The 16,978-nt window shown below is 43.4% G+C and carries 14 protein-coding genes and 2 tRNA genes; 8 read left to right on the top strand and 8 right to left on the bottom strand.

The features are described from left to right. Positions 1–55: 55 nt before the first annotated feature. The 8 genes from D1136_RS06655 to D1136_RS06620 all read right to left on the bottom strand — a co-directional run bounded on the left by D1136_RS06655 (position 56) and on the right by D1136_RS06620 (position 11,102). The gene (locus D1136_RS06655) at positions 56–1,495 is read right to left on the bottom strand and encodes a hypothetical protein (RefSeq protein ID WP_161876844.1); all 1,440 of its coding nucleotides are present in this window, start codon (positions 1,493–1,495) and stop codon (positions 56–58) included. A 63-nt stretch (positions 1,496–1,558) separates the two neighbouring features. Further along, a complete protein-coding gene (locus D1136_RS06650; RefSeq protein WP_161876843.1) occupies positions 1,559–3,130 on the bottom strand; it encodes a PKD-like family lipoprotein in 1,572 nt (523 codons plus the stop codon). A 12-nt stretch (positions 3,131–3,142) separates the two neighbouring features. After that, positions 3,143–3,913: a DUF4843 domain-containing protein gene (locus D1136_RS06645; RefSeq protein ID WP_161876842.1), complete on the bottom strand. Its 771-nt coding sequence runs from the start codon at positions 3,911–3,913 to the stop codon at positions 3,143–3,145. Between the two features lie 19 nt (positions 3,914–3,932). Then, positions 3,933–5,369, bottom strand: a complete 1,437-nt coding sequence (locus D1136_RS06640) for a RagB/SusD family nutrient uptake outer membrane protein (RefSeq protein WP_161876841.1) — start codon at positions 5,367–5,369, stop codon at positions 3,933–3,935. A gap of 24 nt (positions 5,370–5,393) precedes the next feature. Continuing rightward, complete coding sequence (locus tag D1136_RS06635; RefSeq protein ID WP_202623081.1) at positions 5,394–8,759, bottom strand: SusC/RagA family TonB-linked outer membrane protein; 3,366 nt, start codon at positions 8,757–8,759, stop codon at positions 5,394–5,396. A 317-nt stretch (positions 8,760–9,076) separates the two neighbouring features. After that, a complete protein-coding gene (locus D1136_RS06630) occupies positions 9,077–10,156 on the bottom strand; it encodes a FecR family protein (RefSeq protein WP_161876840.1) in 1,080 nt (359 codons plus the stop codon). A 46-nt stretch (positions 10,157–10,202) separates the two neighbouring features. Next, positions 10,203–10,757, bottom strand: coding sequence for an RNA polymerase sigma-70 factor (locus D1136_RS06625; RefSeq protein ID WP_161876884.1), 555 nt, complete (start codon positions 10,755–10,757; stop codon positions 10,203–10,205). 270 nt (positions 10,758–11,027) lie between these two features. Then, a tRNA-Val gene (locus D1136_RS06620) sits at positions 11,028–11,102 on the bottom strand. Between the two features lie 392 nt (positions 11,103–11,494). Here D1136_RS06620 and folB point away from each other — a divergent pair. The 8 genes from folB (at position 11,495) to D1136_RS06580 (ending at position 16,785) form a co-directional block, all read left to right on the top strand. Next, positions 11,495–11,848, top strand: a complete 354-nt coding sequence (gene folB, locus D1136_RS06615) for a dihydroneopterin aldolase (protein WP_161876839.1) — start codon at positions 11,495–11,497, stop codon at positions 11,846–11,848. Positions 11,849–11,909: 61 nt separating this feature from the next. Continuing rightward, a tRNA-Cys gene (locus D1136_RS06610) sits at positions 11,910–11,980 on the top strand. A gap of 133 nt (positions 11,981–12,113) precedes the next feature. Further along, positions 12,114–12,599: a ribonuclease HI gene (gene rnhA / locus D1136_RS06605; protein WP_161876838.1), complete on the top strand. Its 486-nt coding sequence runs from the start codon at positions 12,114–12,116 to the stop codon at positions 12,597–12,599. A 117-nt stretch (positions 12,600–12,716) separates the two neighbouring features. Next, positions 12,717–13,685 (top strand): NAD-dependent epimerase/dehydratase family protein, encoded by a 969-nt coding sequence (locus tag D1136_RS06600; protein ID WP_161876837.1) that lies wholly within the window; start codon positions 12,717–12,719, stop codon positions 13,683–13,685. A gap of 171 nt (positions 13,686–13,856) precedes the next feature. Further along, positions 13,857–14,549 carry an iron-sulfur cluster assembly scaffold protein gene (locus D1136_RS06595; RefSeq protein WP_161876836.1) on the top strand — a complete coding sequence of 231 codons (693 nt, stop codon included), beginning with the start codon at positions 13,857–13,859 and terminating at the stop codon, positions 14,547–14,549. Positions 14,550–14,566: 17 nt separating this feature from the next. After that, positions 14,567–15,580, top strand: coding sequence for a GGGtGRT protein (locus D1136_RS06590; RefSeq protein ID WP_161876835.1), 1,014 nt, complete (start codon positions 14,567–14,569; stop codon positions 15,578–15,580). Positions 15,581–15,915: 335 nt separating this feature from the next. Further along, positions 15,916–16,527, top strand: coding sequence for a DJ-1/PfpI family protein (locus D1136_RS06585; protein ID WP_161876834.1), 612 nt, complete (start codon positions 15,916–15,918; stop codon positions 16,525–16,527). 39 nt (positions 16,528–16,566) lie between these two features. Then, positions 16,567–16,785 (top strand): hypothetical protein, encoded by a 219-nt coding sequence (locus D1136_RS06580; RefSeq protein ID WP_161876833.1) that lies wholly within the window; start codon positions 16,567–16,569, stop codon positions 16,783–16,785. Positions 16,786–16,978 lie beyond the last annotated feature (193 nt).

Below are 16,978 nucleotides of genomic sequence, written 5' to 3'. Positions count from 1 at the left end.
AATGAGGGTGTTTTTTGACACCCTCATATTCTACACATCGTAATTTCTCCCTTGCTTATTCGTAATCCACCACTTCGTAAACAAACTCGTACCTATCTGAAAGTTTCGTAGGTAACAGGCCAAGCATTTCATCCATACTTTCACCTGACATTTCCGTAGATACAACATATCCATCTTCATCATACTCATAAACCAAAGGCATCGGACTTCCTGTCAAAAGAGCAGAAGAAGGCAGATTCACGGAAGGAGTTCCGTTCAATCTCAAAAGTGCAGCATACAATTCAGCTTCCTCGGCTTCCGGATCACCCAAAAGATACAAACACATGGCCACATCTACGCCATAAGAATTATTTTTCCATTCAGGCTGTCCGTATTCAAATAAATCAATTCCATTTTTCTCATCAGACACCAAATTGCCGTCTACAAAACCATATTGCGTATAATATCTGCCTGCCCCACCAATTGTTCCCTGATAATGGTTATTGTCATCGTATTGCCAATCAAAAGACTTTGCTTCATCATCCGGTTTGTATTGCATGGAACTGCTTCCTACCTTCCCATCTTCCAGATTTAAAGTAAACCGCAAAGTGTTATAGCCATCATAAGCTTGATTTTCACCTGAAATCTCATACTCGGTACCGGAAAAAGTAAAAGCCACTTCCCCGTCCCTCCTGGATTCTTTCAAAAGGCCATTTTCATACACCAATTCCAATCCGGTCTCTCCCGACATCGAAGCAAAAAGAGGCTCCAACATCTCACGTAATTCTGCAGCCGAAGAAACTCCAAACATGTCAAAATACTCCTCGGGCAACGTTTCCAAAGGAGACCAATCTGTAACCTCCACAGAACTGATATATCTTATCCCTGCTATTCTTTTAATCACCGGAGCGACAACAACGCTGAATTCATCCTCCAATGTCCATTCCCCACCATTCAGAGCCAATACCAGTTTGTAAGTACCGGCAGACACTGTTGCAGGAATTTTAGCCACAAAACCGTTTGTAACATCCGGTTCAGATAATTCGGTCCGCGTGCCGGCCGCATCTTCAAGAAACACTTTTGCCGTAGCATTAAAACCGGAACCGGCAATAGTTAATTTTTTACCAATTAACCCTTCGGCAGGCACATCCAAACCAACTACCGGCAGAGAAGCGGGCGTCAGAGTGATTTTTCCCAATTCCCATCTACCACTCTGCAACAATACCAAAGTATATTCACCAGCCTGCAAACTCATCGGTACTTTAAAAATAGCTCCGGAAGCTGAAAATTCAACTCCGTCTACTTTTGTTTCCTCACCTTCCGTATCTTTTAAATACAATTGCGCACCATTTGTAAAACCCTTACCGGAAACATTGATTTCTGTCCCGATTTCAGCAGTAGCCGGCATTTTTACTTCCGTGACCGGATTTTGCGGAATCGGATCATCATCATCAGAACAAGCTGAAAATGTACATACAGCACATACCATCAGCCACATTAACCAGATTTTTTTCATAAGATTCAAAATTTAGAGATTAATAAAAAAATTATATAGATTCAGTTTCTTAAAACTGCCGGATTAATTCGTCAATTCCCGGAATTCGACATCTACGATCGGGGCGAAACCTTGATAAAGTTCAGGTGTTTTACCTTTGAAATCACCGTCCAGGTCCGAACCGTCATATACCCGCAGAAGTCCCTCGTTTCCCTTTACACTTCCCACCACCAAATCGTATATCCGTTCTGCATATTTATTTCCGCGATAAAGATTAAACTTGAGACAAGTAATTGTCTCCCCGGGAAGCGTAAACTGTTTTTCTGCTCTCAGGGGCTGTCCGGATAAATCCACCCGGTAGACCGTTCCTCCTACGGCATAGTACATATAATTCTTCAGGGAACTGAAAGCAAACAAATCAGTCACACCGGTAATTCCGGTACAACCTGAGATATCCCCGTAATAGGCCTTTCCCAATACGGCGGAACAATCCATATAAGTGAGCATATCCCCCAATTGAATGCCATACACATACCGCCGGTCGCCATCCGCCAATACCGTGTAAGTAATTCCCATCTTTCCGTTTCCCGGGTCATACTTCGTACTCTCCATATACACATAATCCAATCCCTCAGGAAAACGGTCAAAAGCCTCTCCTATTACCCCGGTCTTTATCCGCCCGGCTTTGGCAAAGTCATCCGCAATCTCCCCGAACTCATTCAATTCGTACAAAGACTCCAGATTCCCGAAAAAATCACTACCCAACCCCGGACAATATCCTACCAACTGTTTATGATCCATATCATACAACAGAGCCACCCCATACATGATCCCTTTGGTCGAAACATTGCATCCTACTTTCGGAGCCACCCTAAAATCTTTATTGACCGGGAAACCATACAAACCGATGTCCAAAGCGGCAAAATACAAATCCGTCCCGCTCACCATAACCTTAAAACCATTGGGCATATAAACAATTTCATACGGAAAAGGTTCCGCACCATTCCCCATCTCATAAAACACCCGGTATTCTTCCTTCCATTCAAAACCATTTTTTCCCAAACGCGTAGCCCCGTCATCCGTCAGCAAATAGAAAGGAGAACCCGACGGAGCAAGTTCTGCAGACAAATGTTGAATGCGCCGTGGTCCGTTCAGAACAGGCATCCCGTTGTCTTTCAGCACATCGAAATACGTCCGGCCTGTGACAACCGAGACCATATCCAGACGGGCCCGGCCCCCATCCGAACACAACACCATCCAACCTTCAGAAGTTGCCTGACTGACTTGCAAATCATAATTCTGCTGCCAATATACCCCACTCGACTTTTCAGTCACCGTAAAATACAACTTATACATCCCTTCCGGCAACCTGACTTCATAATCCAGCTCCCGGGCAGTCCCCAATACCGTTACCTCATCACTTCCGTCCGTTGCAACTGCTTTCCATTCAAATCCGTAACGTTCTGCCGAAAAATCATGACTTCCTAAATCCGGTGTCAATTGCAACCGTTCAAAAGTCAATACAGACATTCTGGCCTCCACTCCCGTAATTTCGGGTTCTGTCAACTCATGATAATCGTAATTACCTAAATCTTCCGAGCAGGAAAACAACACTCCGCAAAGAAGACATATACCTATCCATTTCCAATCTTTCATAACCTGATTCGTTTAATCGGTAGTAAACTTTAGCGGCTCTCCGGTCTCTTTATCAAAAGCCTCTTCATCATAAGACTCGCCTGCCTCTTTCTTCTTCACCTGCTCCTTCACATACAAGGTTATCTCATAATTCATATACACCCATTGGGAAAACGGAATATCGTTCCGCTTCACAAAAAGTCCCGGGTCCATATCAAAATACCGGCATATCAATTCAAATTTCTGCTGGGAAAAAGCCCCGCCATAATCCTCCCTCCACCCTTCCGGAGCCACAGTAAAGCGATCGGAGAATATAATCCGGTACTGCAATATTGAAGTCGTATCAGCTCCGGCCTGCACCAGATAAGGCAAAGGCAAATCAAAATAATCGTTGGCATATAATTCCAATATGATGGAACGACTCTCCTGCTTCAATACCGGCGTTTTCTTCAGCATAACAATATAATTCACCGAGGTCGTATTTGCCGGCATTTCCGCAACCGTCTTCAAAACATAATCCACGCCTTCCACTGCATCCTCCGAACTCACCCGGATTCCCAACGGACGGGCCGTTTCAGAAGGACGTCCCAACAATTGAATCACCACCGGTACATCCAGCGTATCGGCACGCTCATACACAAAAGTCAGACTGGTACTATCCACCAGCGTATTATTCCTCAACCGGTTATTAAAATAAATCCCGTTGATTTCATTAAATCTGCCGGGTTGCTGCTCTTCACATCCCATGAATCCCACTCCTAACAGCCCCATTCCAAAACATATCCATTTATTCAGTTTCATCATCTTAAAATTACCAGGTTTCTTATCGGTTATCCTTCTCCGTATCCGGTAACGGCAGGACAAAAACAGCATTACCGGGCTGCACGTTCTTCTTCTCATCATCCGACCAAATGACCGGTGCATACATCCGCTTATACATAAAAAACAATTGCCCTTCCCCGTACAATTCCCGGATATACTCATACTGCAAAAGTTCCGGCGTCAACACGGACAAATTCCGGACTCCCCGGTTCTTCCGCAGAGTATTGACCCAACCGATGCCGGCATTCAGGTCGGCAGACTGACTTTCCGCCGCGATCAGGTACATCTCGCCCAGGCGTAACATCGGAATCATAGTATTCTGAATCTTTCCGGACTCCTGCATATTTGCATATTTGTAAAAAAAACTGGCGGAATTACTCACTACCCAATTGATATGACGGTAATCATCCTGATTTCCCCCATACTCCGTTCCTCCGAATATCCGTTTATCAATCAAGTCTTTCTCCATCTTAAACACAAAAGTGGTACGACTGGGATCAAAATAATTCAGAAACAATTGTCCCCGGCTGGTATGCGAAAGAGCAAACAATATTTCTGACGAAAAAATGCGGTCGGGATCATCCGGCGAACCGATAACCAATTTTCTGTCTACAAAAGGGAAGATCCCATCATTAGCAGCCTTAATAACCTCTGTCGAATAACTATAGGCTCTTTCTCTTTCACCTGCATACAAAGCCACCCTGGCCAGCAGACCGGTGACAGCATAATAGTTCAACCGCAAAGCCCGGTAACGCAGGAAATTCGTCCCTCCGTCCGAAGCCTCGTCCATCATCGTACCCCCGGTGATTACCGGATCTTCTTTCAATAACAGCCGGGCTTCCTTCAAATCAGCCAAAACCTTTGCCACAACCTCCGAAGCAGGCAATAACTCCTCCGGATTCAAAGTCTCGGCTGTATAATACGGAATACAAACCATCTCTTTATCCCGGGAATAAACAGGACCAAACAAACGGAACATATCAAAATGCAACATCGCCCGTAAAGCCAGAGCCTCACCCCGGATGATATCATAATTTATTCCGGTAAAAAGATTTTTCTTCTTCTCCATATTCGCCAGCAACTTATTGCAGTTCAGAATCAAGGCATAGGCCTTATCCCACGTCTTATCCAATCTGTCCCTCCAATAATCCGTGCCATACGTATAGTCTTTAAGATCAGAATAATTCTTCCACACCTTAGCATCACTCCCGATCTCGTACGCCCCCCCCATAATCTCTATCATCTCCACCGTCAAGGTGCTGCCATACAACTCCTCTTTATTCAATTCAATATAAATGCCGTTGAGCAGTTTCTGAAATCCTTCCTGCGACTTTGTCAATTCATTTTCTGAAATCTGGTCGTAAGGTTCCACGTCCAACCAATGGTTGCACCCGCCAAACAACAGCGAACAACAGCAAATCCAACTCAGTATTTTCATCTTCATGTTCATATAAGCATTACATTAAAAAGTTGCCGATAAAGAAAACGACACTGTACGGGCAAAAGGATAATCAATTCCCCGTTCGCTTTTCACCGACGAACAACGGAAAATATCATTCATATTTGCCTGTACATTCAAAGCCGACAGCCCCATTTTCCGGACAAAAGGCTGGGTAAACTCATAACCCACATTGAACGACTCTCCGCTAATCACATTTTCGTCCATCACAAACCGTGATGACTTATCCGTCGTCTGTGTCATAGAAATTCCTTTAAACTGAGCTTCCCGGTTTTCCGGAGACCAACGATTGTACAAAGCCCGTTTATCCTGATTATTATAGATATCCTCCGTCGAAATATTTTCTACCTTCTGGAAAAGAGCCTCATTGAATAATTGTCCGCCGAGGGAATAACGGAAATAACATCCCACAGACAAACCTTTATAATAAAATGTTGTACCCAAAACACCTTCCAGTTTGGGTTCCGTATCTCCGACCACCACTTCATCACCCGTATCATAAGTAAACGAATAAGAACCATCCCTTTTAATAAACAACTCTTTCCCGGTGGCAGGGTCAATTCCTGCCGACCGTACCGCCCAGATGGCCGTAGGACTACCCCCGTCATAGTAACGCGTAGTACCCGCCAGAGAGGCTTTGCCCTCATCATTCAGCGAACTGAAAGCATTCCCGATTTTAGCATACTTTGCCTTGGCATGGGTACCATTCAGGCTGATATTCCAATTAATCCGCTCAGCAGGACGATACACCGGAGAAATTTTAACAGTCACTTCCAACCCGTTTGTTTCCTGTTGTCCGGCATTCATAGCCACTGTCTTCACACCCATAGACCCTGGAGTAGTAATAAAAGCAAGCAACGGATCGGTAATCTTTTTGTAATAATCGAAAGTAATATTCAACCGGTTGCCCCACATCGTAATATCCGTTCCCACATTATAATTTATCGTTTCCTGCCAGGCCAGATCCTGATTCCCCAACTTATCCAATATCAATCCGGAGCCGAAAATATTCGTCATCCAGTTATTAAATGCATAAGTAGAAAAAGCCTGATAAGCTGAAAAATTCTGATTTCCGGGATTACCGGCAGAAGCCCGGAGTTTCAGCATCTGAAACCATTCCGACTGCCGCATAAACTGCTCATTATGAATATTCCAGCCAATCCCTACAGACCAGGTATTCCGGAAACGGTTATTCGTCCCGAACATGGAGGCCCCGTCACTCCGGTAATTAAAATCCAGTAAAAAACGATTGTCATAAGAATATCCCCCGTTCAGGTAAAAACTGGCTGCCCGTTTCTGACTCTCGGCATAAACCGACTTACCTCCTTCCGGATATCCATTGGCAAAAGAAGGAGCTCCGAACTGGTCTTCCGTAAATCCATTCGCTTTATATCCGTTGGTGACACCTTTAGTCGTACTGAAGTTAAAGCCACCCACCGCATTCACCATGTGTTTCTCAGCAAATAAACGCCCGAAAGTAACAGCCACATCCCCCTCATAATTCATATTTTTCTTCAACGAATGGGAAAAAAGTCCCCGCTCCGTCACCTCCATATCATCAAAATCCGTATGTTGCGGGGAAAGCCGGCTACTCGTAGTAGCATTTGATTTGGTAATTCCGAATTTTCCGCGTACACGCAAATCCTGAGTAGCAAACCATTCCACAATAAAATTATTGGTAAACCCAAACTGGTCACCCTTGTCGTAATTATTCAGGTGAGCATTCCACAAGGGATTAGATACCATTTCCGACATATTGTAACCATCTCCCGGAAAATAATACAGATATTTACTTACTCCACCTTCTTCATTATATTTCTTATAATAAGGATTCGCATTGGCATATTCATAAAAAGGAACCGACGGATCATTCGTCTCCACATAATTCAAAGTAAGTTTATTGCTGAACTGAAATTTTCCTGTCCGGTAAATTAGATCAATATTTCCGTCAATCGTCTGCCGGTCCGACCCCTTCATAACTCCCTGAACGCGGCCATAACTCAATCCGATGCCATAACGCACATTTTCCTCCCCCCCCTCGGCATAAATATTATGCTTGTGGGTGAAACCGGTTTGCAAAGGCTCACTCAACCAATACGTATTTATTCCCTTTTCTATCCCTTTCAAACGAGCATTACGCAAACTATCCAGACGATATTGATTAAAAATATCCGAATTCCTGTCTTTATAAACCCCGGCCAGCGTTTCAAATTCCAGTTTTTCCCTGGAATTCATCAAATTATAATCCGTCAAATCAGCAACAGTCACACTAAAATCTCCTTTATAGGAAAGCTGCAATTTGCCCCTTTCCGGAGCCTTTGTTTCAATAACAACCACACCGTTGGCAGCTTTCGAACCGTAAATAGCTGTTGAAGCCGCATCTTTCAGCAAAGTCACCGAAGCCACCCGGTTCATATTCAGGTCCATAATCGTTTGCAACGTTGTCTCAAACCCATCCAAAATAAATAAAGGCTGATTGGGATCCGTCCCATACTCTTCTTTCAATCCCATCACACTGCTTTTTCCCCGGATTTCAATATCCGGCAACCGGTTAGGGTCAGAACCGAACTGATTGCTTTCCATAATCCTGAAAGAAGGGTCCAACGTTTTTAAACTCTGCAAAACATTCTGTGTTCCCACAGCCTTCAATTCCTCCGATTTAAAAGTGGTGGACGAACCTGTGAAACTCTCTTTCTTACGCTGATAAATACCGGTAACAACAACATCCTCCATCTGAACCAGGGCCGGTGTCATAAATACCCTGAAAAAATCATCCGCATTTTTTCCGGTAAATCTTTTCACTAATTTCTCATAACCGACAAAAGAAAAGACAACATTATACTCTCCCACCGGTACCGAAAGGGCATATTCCCCTTTCTCATTGGTAGTAGTGCCAAGCAATGTTTCCGTTTCCAGATAAACCGTCACACCTGTCATAGGCATCTTTTCTTCGTCCAGCACCACCCCTTTCAGGGTCACCATTTTCACTTCTCCGACCTGCGACCGGGATTCCGGACGAGGCAAAATAATAATGGTATGCTCCTCTATGCGGAAAGTAAAATCGGTTTCAAGCAAAATACCGGCCAGCACATCCTGAAGCTTCGCTTCTTTAAAATCGGCATTTACCCGCTTCCCACACTTGGCCAATTGATTTGCATTATAAAAAAATTCAAATCCTGTCGTTGCACTCACCTCTTTCAAAGCCTCTGTCACGGTAAGGTTTTCCAATCTTATGGTCAGCACAGCCTGAGCATAAGATGCCCTAAGCGTATGGCACAACACCAGAAATAACATCAGCAAACAAGTTTTCGCCTGACCTCCTCTTTTTCGGGGGAAATGCCATTTTTTTATAAATCCTGTTTCTCTCATATTGTCTCCATTCATATTTAACTCCCAAAAAGGGACGTTTTTTTTCGGTTATTTTTCTCTGTTATTATTCGTTTTCACCAAACGGTCTTTTTCCACTATTTTCTATGTTCCTGCTCTCGGATTCCAGGGGGGTCCTTATAACACAAACTACAAAACACAACACTCGTATTCCCCTGAAAAATAACGCTCTTCACTTTATATTCTCCTAAAACGGACAACTCCGTCCGTACTCAAATCCTACATAAACTGTTTTATTTTCCACCCCTCAGATTTAGTTCTGCACTCCCACCAACCCTCCATCCAAAAAAAACGTCCATTTATTTTAGACGGACCACCCCATTCTCCACTTCACAAACAATATCCGTTGTTTCCGTAACCAACTTTATAATATAATCCATTCCCCGCTCATAACGAATTTTACCGGAAAAAGTATAATCTTTACATCTGTCAGCTACATACATTTCTATTCCATACCTTCGGGCCAGCCTCTGAACCAGATTTTCCAACCTCTCATTCTCAAACCAAATCCATCCCTCTTTCCAGACAGAATAAAGAGCAGCATTTACCTCCGAGACGTTTACTCCTCCAGCCTCACAATCCAGGCATACCTGCTGGTCCGGGCACAAAACCACCTCCCGTTGGATTTCCTGCGCCATATACTTGATTTTCCCGCTGACTAAAGTTGTTGTATGAACAGGCGAATCCGCATAAGCATTTACATTAAAACTTGTCCCCAATACCCGGATGCTTTCTCTTTTTCCGAATTCTACATAAAAAGGGTGAACGGTGTCCCGCCTCACTTCAAAAAAGGCTTCACCCTCCAACTGAACCCGCCTTTCCTCCGCACCTTCAAAAGAAGCAGGATATTCCAATGAAGAACCTGCATTCAACCACACCTCACTACCATCCGCCAAAGTCAACTGAAACTGACGACCCGCAGGGACTTCTACCCTCAGCCTCCTTCCCTTTTCAACAGAAATCTTTTTCCCTGAAGCCATAAACAAAGCGACCTCCTTTCCCGTATGATTTTCTATTTTCACCATACTATCCAGACAAGTCTGCATTCCATTATCCGAAGTTAACACCACTTCATTCCGGACACCCTTCTTCTCCGCATGCGACCGGCCATAAATTTCCGGCTGTAGTTTTGTATTCTCCCCGGAAAAAAGAAGGAAAATTCCAGCCATAGCTGCTGCAACACCACTTCCCACAGAGAAATACAATATCCGGCGTCTTTTCATCTTCCGGAGGACACGCCCTTTCACATCCTCATAATCCGCCACGTCAACAGCTTCATGAGTAGAAGTTTCAGACAATTTATCCCAAATTTCATTCAATAAAGGCTCTTCATCTTCGCCGATTTCATATTCAGGCCATTCAGGCTCACGCGTATTCATAGGGAATAAACTTTATTCATTATAATAAATACACCAACCCGGAAAACTACGTACCCGATTCCTGTCTTTTTTTCATTTCTCCCCGCAGTCTCTTTATCACTTTGTACAATATGGTCTCGACTGTCCGTACCGATATGGATAATTCTTTCGCAATATCCGCATTCTTTTTCCCCTCCCAAAAACTCATCATCAACACCTTACGACTTTTTTCCGGCAACTGGGCAAGCACTCCGGGCAATGCCTTGATCCTATCCGTTACCTCTTCATCTTCCTCACAAATATCTGAAAATACTGCCATCATTTTCTCTTCCCGGACTTTTCTGGCTATATTGTATTTTAACAAACGCAAAGCATTATTATGAACCGCCCTCAGCAAATAATTCCGGATCGACTTACTCTCATCCAACTTCTTCCGGTTCATCCATACGGCAACAAACATATCCTGCACCACCTCGTACGCAGCCTCCTCATCCCGTAAGATGGTACTCGCATATCTCCTCAAAGGGATGCTATAAGCCAGATAAAGTGCCTTGAAAGCCGTTTCATCACCGGCTTTCAAGGCTTTTACCAAACGACAGTTATCTGATAGCACCTTTCCCATCACTTTCGGAATACTTTACAAGTAAATGCAAATTTACAAAAACTGCGTAGCAAACTTTTGGAATCAACTCAGAAAACACTCGTTTTTCTTTTTAATTTAACTTGTTTTAATAAATTTCTCCCGAATGAATATCTTACATTGAAAACGAGCCAAACAAAGTCCACCGATCCGACCCGTTTTACTGCTTTAATTTACAATATTCCAATAAGTTGAAGGAAATAAAAAAACTCCTGAAAACATTTATTTTCAGGAGTTTACTTCTTGAATTCGTGGGTCCTGAGGGATTCGAACCCCCGACCCTCTGGGTGTAAACCAGATGCTCTGAACCAACTGAGCTAAGAACCCGTGCTCTCTTATCGATTGCGGGTACAAAAGTAGCTATTTTTTTTATTCCGCCAAATTATTTCGAAAAAAATATAAGATTTCAGATATTTATCACGTTACAAGACATCACAACTTTGACATGCAATGATAATCTGCACCGGAAGTTCCAGGATTGAGAAACCGTTGGCTATACCTTGAAAAAACGCACAATCGTTTAACAAATAATTAATAGACGGATTAACATTTATTAGAAAACCATTTGGTCAACATATCAAAATTCACTCTACATTTGTGCCGTCTTTAAAAAAGATTGTTTTTCATAAGTTTGTATGGTTTAGGTTAGTAAGTTTAAGGGTCGGTAACGACCCTTTTATTTTTTATAATCTGAAAAAATAAAAATCAATCACTGAACAATGACTGGTATTCTCGAAATCGAAGGAATGGAGTTTTTTGCCTATCACGGTTGTTTCGAAGCAGAACAAACAGTAGGGAATAAATTTTTAGTATATGCTTGTTTACATTACGAATGCAGCAAACCGGCATCTTCCGACCAAATCACGGACGCCCTCAGCTACCAAACGGCTTATGAAATCATCGCCCGTGAAATGATGAAACGCTCCCATTTATTGGAAAATGTAGGCCAACGCATTCTGAATGCTTTATATGAAACTTTCCCTCAACTCCAATATGCTAAAATAAAAATTTCAAAAATGAACCCTCCTTTGGGAGGACAAATCCGGTGCACAAGTGTCACTTTAGAGAAATAATTTAGCAGATTATTTGGAACTAAAAGAAAATCCCTCTATCTTTGCATCGCAATTACAAAAGGGTCGGTTGGCCGATAGGTTAGGCAACGGTCTGCAAAACCGTGCAGAGCGGTTCGATTCCGCTACCGACCTCTATTTAATGCAGAGACCTCTGAAGTTTTCGTTCAGAGGTTTTTTCTTTAGAAAATAAAGAGAAATCAAAGCATTCTCCGAATCTACAGCAGAAAATATTACTTTTGCAAACCGATTCAATCATCTTTCAACTATGGCCAATGAAATTCTGATATATACCGATGGTGCAGCCAGCGGTAATCCCGGACCGGGAGGCTTTGGAGTGATATTAAAGGCAGGTATTCACCGGAAAGAACTCATGGCAGGTTTCCGGAAAACCACCAACAACAGAATGGAATTATTAGCCGTCATTATTGGTCTGGAAGCCTTGAAACAACCCAATCGCCAGGTGACCGTCTACTCCGACTCCCGTTATGTCGTAGATGCCATAGAAAAAGGATGGGTCTTCGGATGGGAAAAAAAAGGATTTAAGGATAAAAAAAATCCTGACTTATGGAAACGTTTTTTAGCGGTTTTCCGCCAGCATCAGGTAAAACTGATTTGGATCAAAGGTCACGCCAACCATCCCGAAAACGAACGTTGCGACCAACTGGCAGTACAAGCCTACAAAATGCCGGATTTGCAAATAGACTACTACTATGAAGCAGAACATGATGATTCCTTAAATTTTTTCATTTAAGACTGAAAAAATACTTTAGATTCTATCTTCATCTATTTTTTAATATTACATTTGCACCAATTTTGGCGGTGATGGTGTACCGTCAGAAAAAAGCAATTATTTAAATTAAACTTTGCAATGAAAAAAATATTAATTCTCGGCGCAGGAGGACAGATCGGCTCTGAACTGGTTCCTCATTTGAGATCTATCTACGGTGAAAACAATGTGGTAGCAGCTGACATCAGCGCAGAAAAGTGTAAAGCTTTAGCAGAAGCCGGTCCATTTGAAGAAGTCAATGCACTGGATGGCGAACAATATTCTTCTATTGTAAAAAAATATGGTATTGACACCATTTTTAACTTGGTTGCTCTTTTATCAGCTACCGGCGAGAAAAACCCGAAACTGGCATGGGACATTAATATCGGTGCCCTGACCAATTCTTTATACATCGCAAAAGATAACAATTGTGCTGTCTTCACTCCGAGCTCTATCGGTGCATTCGGTAAAGACACCCCTAAAGATAAAACTCCGCAGGACACCTTACAACGTTCCAACACCACAATGTACGGTGTTTGCAAAGTAACCGGAGAGCTATTAAGCGACTACTATTTCCATCGTTTCGGTGTAGATACCCGTAGCGTACGTTTCCCGGGACTGATTTCTTACGTTACCCTGCCCGGCGGCGGTACGACCGATTACGCAGTAGAAATTTATTACGATGCCATCCGCAAAGGTTCTTTCACTTGTAATGTAAAAGAAGGTACGTACATGGATATGATGTATATGCCGGACGCCCTGAATGCAGTGGTACAGTTAATGGAGGCAGACCCCACGAAACTAAAACACCGCAATAGCTTTAACATTGCTGCAATGAGTTTTGAGCCTGAGCAAATTGCTGCTGAAATCCGCAAACACATCCCGGATTTCAAGATGGACTACCAAATTGACCCGGTAAAACAGGCTATCGCCGATAGCTGGCCAAACAGCATGGATGATACCTGCGCACGGGAAGAATGGGGCTGGAAACCCAAATACGATCTGCAAAGCATGACCATTGACATGTTGGCTAAAGTAAAAGAGAAATTTGAAAAAGGTTTGATTAAATAAAATCACCAAACCCTTCGGCTAATGAGGTTGAATTTGAAATTCAACCTCATTTTTTTTGCAGAATAGAAAAGCTTCTTTAACTATTTTTTTATTTCGCCGAAAAAAGTATCTTTGTTCGGTTTGTGCGTTCAGCAAGTGGCAATTATATATTAATTCATAAAAACAATAAAAATGATTTATTCACAGGAAGTACAACACATGTGCGTTGTCAAAAAAGGTCCGAACCACGGACCCGCCCCAATTCCTGAAGAAGGCAAATGGGTAAAAGCGAAAGAAATCAAAGACATTTCAGGTTTAACTCACGGTATCGGTTGGTGTGCACCACAACAGGGCGCCTGCAAACTGACTCTGAACATTAAAGAAGGAATCATTGAAGAAGCTTTGGTGGAAACTATCGGATGTTCCGGTATGACTCACTCAGCAGCAATGGCAGCAGAAATTCTACCGGGCAAAACCTTATTGGAGGCTTTGAATACGGACCTGGTTTGCGATGCTATTAACACCGCAATGCGTGAACTATTCCTGCAAATCGTATACGGACGTACCCAGAGTGCTTTCTCTGAAGGAGGGTTGGTCATCGGTGCCGGACTGGAAGACCTGGGTAAAGGCCTTCGCAGCCAAGTTGGAACCATGTTCTCTACCAAAGCCAAAGGAGTACGCTACCTGGAACTGGCAGAAGGTTATGTTACCCGTCTGGCCCTTGACGAAGACGATGAAGTTTGCGGATATGAATTTGTTCGTTTAGGTGTAATGATGGACCTGATCAAAAAAGGTACCGATGCTAATGAAGCGTTGAAAAAAGCCACTGCGAACTACGGACGTTTCGCCAATGCAGCTAAATATATTGACCCACGTCACGAATAAAATAGGAGGAACATACTATGGCAAAAAGAGAAGTAAAATTTGAGAGTCAGGATCGTCGGATCAATCAGATCAACAAAGTATTAAACTCCTACGGCATCGCATCTATCGAAGAAGCTGAAACGATTTGCGACGCAAAAGGAATCGATCCTTATTTAGAATGTGAACAAACCCAAAATATTTGTTTTGAAAATGCAAAATGGGCCTACGTTGTAGGTGCAGCAATCGCCATTAAAAAAGGTTGTACGAACGCTGCTGACGCAGCCGAAGCAATCGGCGAAGGTTTACAGGCTTTCTGCATCCCGGGTTCTGTTGCCGATGACCGCAAGGTAGGCCTGGGCCACGGTAACTTAGCCGCCCGTCTGCTTCGTGAAGAAACCCAATGCTTTGCTTTCCTGGCAGGACACGAATCCTTCGCCGCTGCGGAAGGGGCTATCAAAATCGCCGAAATGGCTAACAAAGTGCGTAAAAATCCTTTACGGGTAATCCTGAATGGCCTGGGAAAAGATGCTGCCATGATAATCTCGCGCATCAACGGATTTACTTATGTACAAACTGAATTTGATTATTATACCAGCGAACTGAAAGTAGTAAAAACCAAAGCTTACTCTGACGGTCCCCGCGCAAAAGTAAATTGTTACGGAGCTGACGACGTACGTGAAGGTGTTGCTATCATGTGGAAAGAAGATGTAGATGTATCTATTACCGGAAACTCTACCAATCCGACCCGTTTTCAGCATCCCGTAGCAGGTACCTATAAAAAAGAACGCGTACTTGCCGGTAAACCCTATTTCTCTGTAGCTTCCGGCGGTGGTACGGGACGTACCCTTCACCCGGACAACATGGCTGCCGGTCCCGCATCATACGGTATGACCGACACCCTCGGACGTATGCACAGCGACGCCCAGTTTGCCGGTTCATCCTCCGTACCTGCCCACGTGGAAATGATGGGCTTCCTCGGTATGGGTAACAACCCGATGGTAGGCGCAACCGTAGCCGTAGCTGTTTCCGTAGCTCAGGCATTAGCCAAGTAATCAGAAAGTTAGCAGCTTTATATCCAGAATCCTGCCGGGTTGTTCCGGCAGGATTTTTTGTATTTAAACTTAAACAGCTACAATACAAGGCAGTACGGCATTAAAAACAGAAAAAAGAAAAGCAACACAGCCATCCCACAGAACACTTGTAGGACGCGGAAATTTGACTTATATTTGTAACATTGGGGTATCATCCACAACAACAAACATTAACGTTTTAGTCTTACCGGAACCGAAGCAACTGTCTGGATAAACGGAAAGTTTGTGCATGAAAATCTCCCCCAATAGATTATCATAACGCACATAAGCGTAGAAACAAATAAAGAAAATAAACTATGAGCAACGAAATTTTATATATCCTTTTGCCGGACTATGCCGCGCATGAAGCGGTGTATCTTTCACAGGCTATTGCCTCTGATGAATTTGCGCTGAAAGAAAATCCGAAGTATATCAACAAGGTTGTGGCTCCCACATTGGAGCCGGTTAAATCCATAGGCGGCTTCCGTACCCTGCCCGATTATTCCTTTGAAACGATGCCCGATGATTATGCAGCATTGGTGCTGATTGGAGGCTTCGGATGGAGTACGCCTGTTGCAGAACAGGTCGTGCCGATTGTCCGGCAAGCCATTGAAAAAGGGAAAATTGTCGGAGCAATCTGCAATGGAGCTTCGTTTATGGCAAAGCACGGATTCCTCAATTCTGTTAAACATACCGGTAACGGCCTGGAACAACTGAAACTATGGGGTGGCGGAAACTACACTAATCCGGACGGCTATGTCCATACCCAGGCGGTCGCCGACAACAAAATAACAACCGCCAACGGCTCCGCAACACTTGAATTTGCAAAAGAACTGCTTTTATTGCTTGAAAACGACACACCGGAACGTATCGAAATGTACTATCAGTTCAACAAACAGGGTTTTTGCTTGCTTTTCGCCAATCAATAGCCGTATGGATCACCAGAATAAGAAATACATTTATTGGCTATGTGCCACGGTGGTCATAATGTTCGTCCTGCCTTTCGCGGTGGCCCGTCTTACTTCGGAGTGCAGCGGCATGGTATTGTGTATGATATTGTTCCTTGTCCTCAATCCGGTATATTCAATAATATTGGGAGCCAATTGCGGAAGGAATATCAGGCAAATGTGGAGTATTCCGCTGATTTCAGCAGCGATGTTCCTGTCCGGGACCCGGATATTCTTTGATATAAAGGAAACCGGGTTCATTATATATGCCGCAATCTATCTTGCTCTGGGCTGGATTGCGATGTTCACAGGCAAATATATGAGGAAAACATGAATAACCTGTTAATTTACCGACACACCAAACTATTATTTATTCGTTTAACTGTTTGATTGAGCAGAAAACGAATCCGTCTCAAATTATTAAACAGTCAAA

Source organism: Odoribacter sp. Z80, from assembly GCF_009935865.1.
Lineage (GTDB): Bacteria > Bacteroidota > Bacteroidia > Bacteroidales > Marinifilaceae > Odoribacter.
This window is presented reverse-complemented; position numbering and strand designations above follow the sequence as displayed.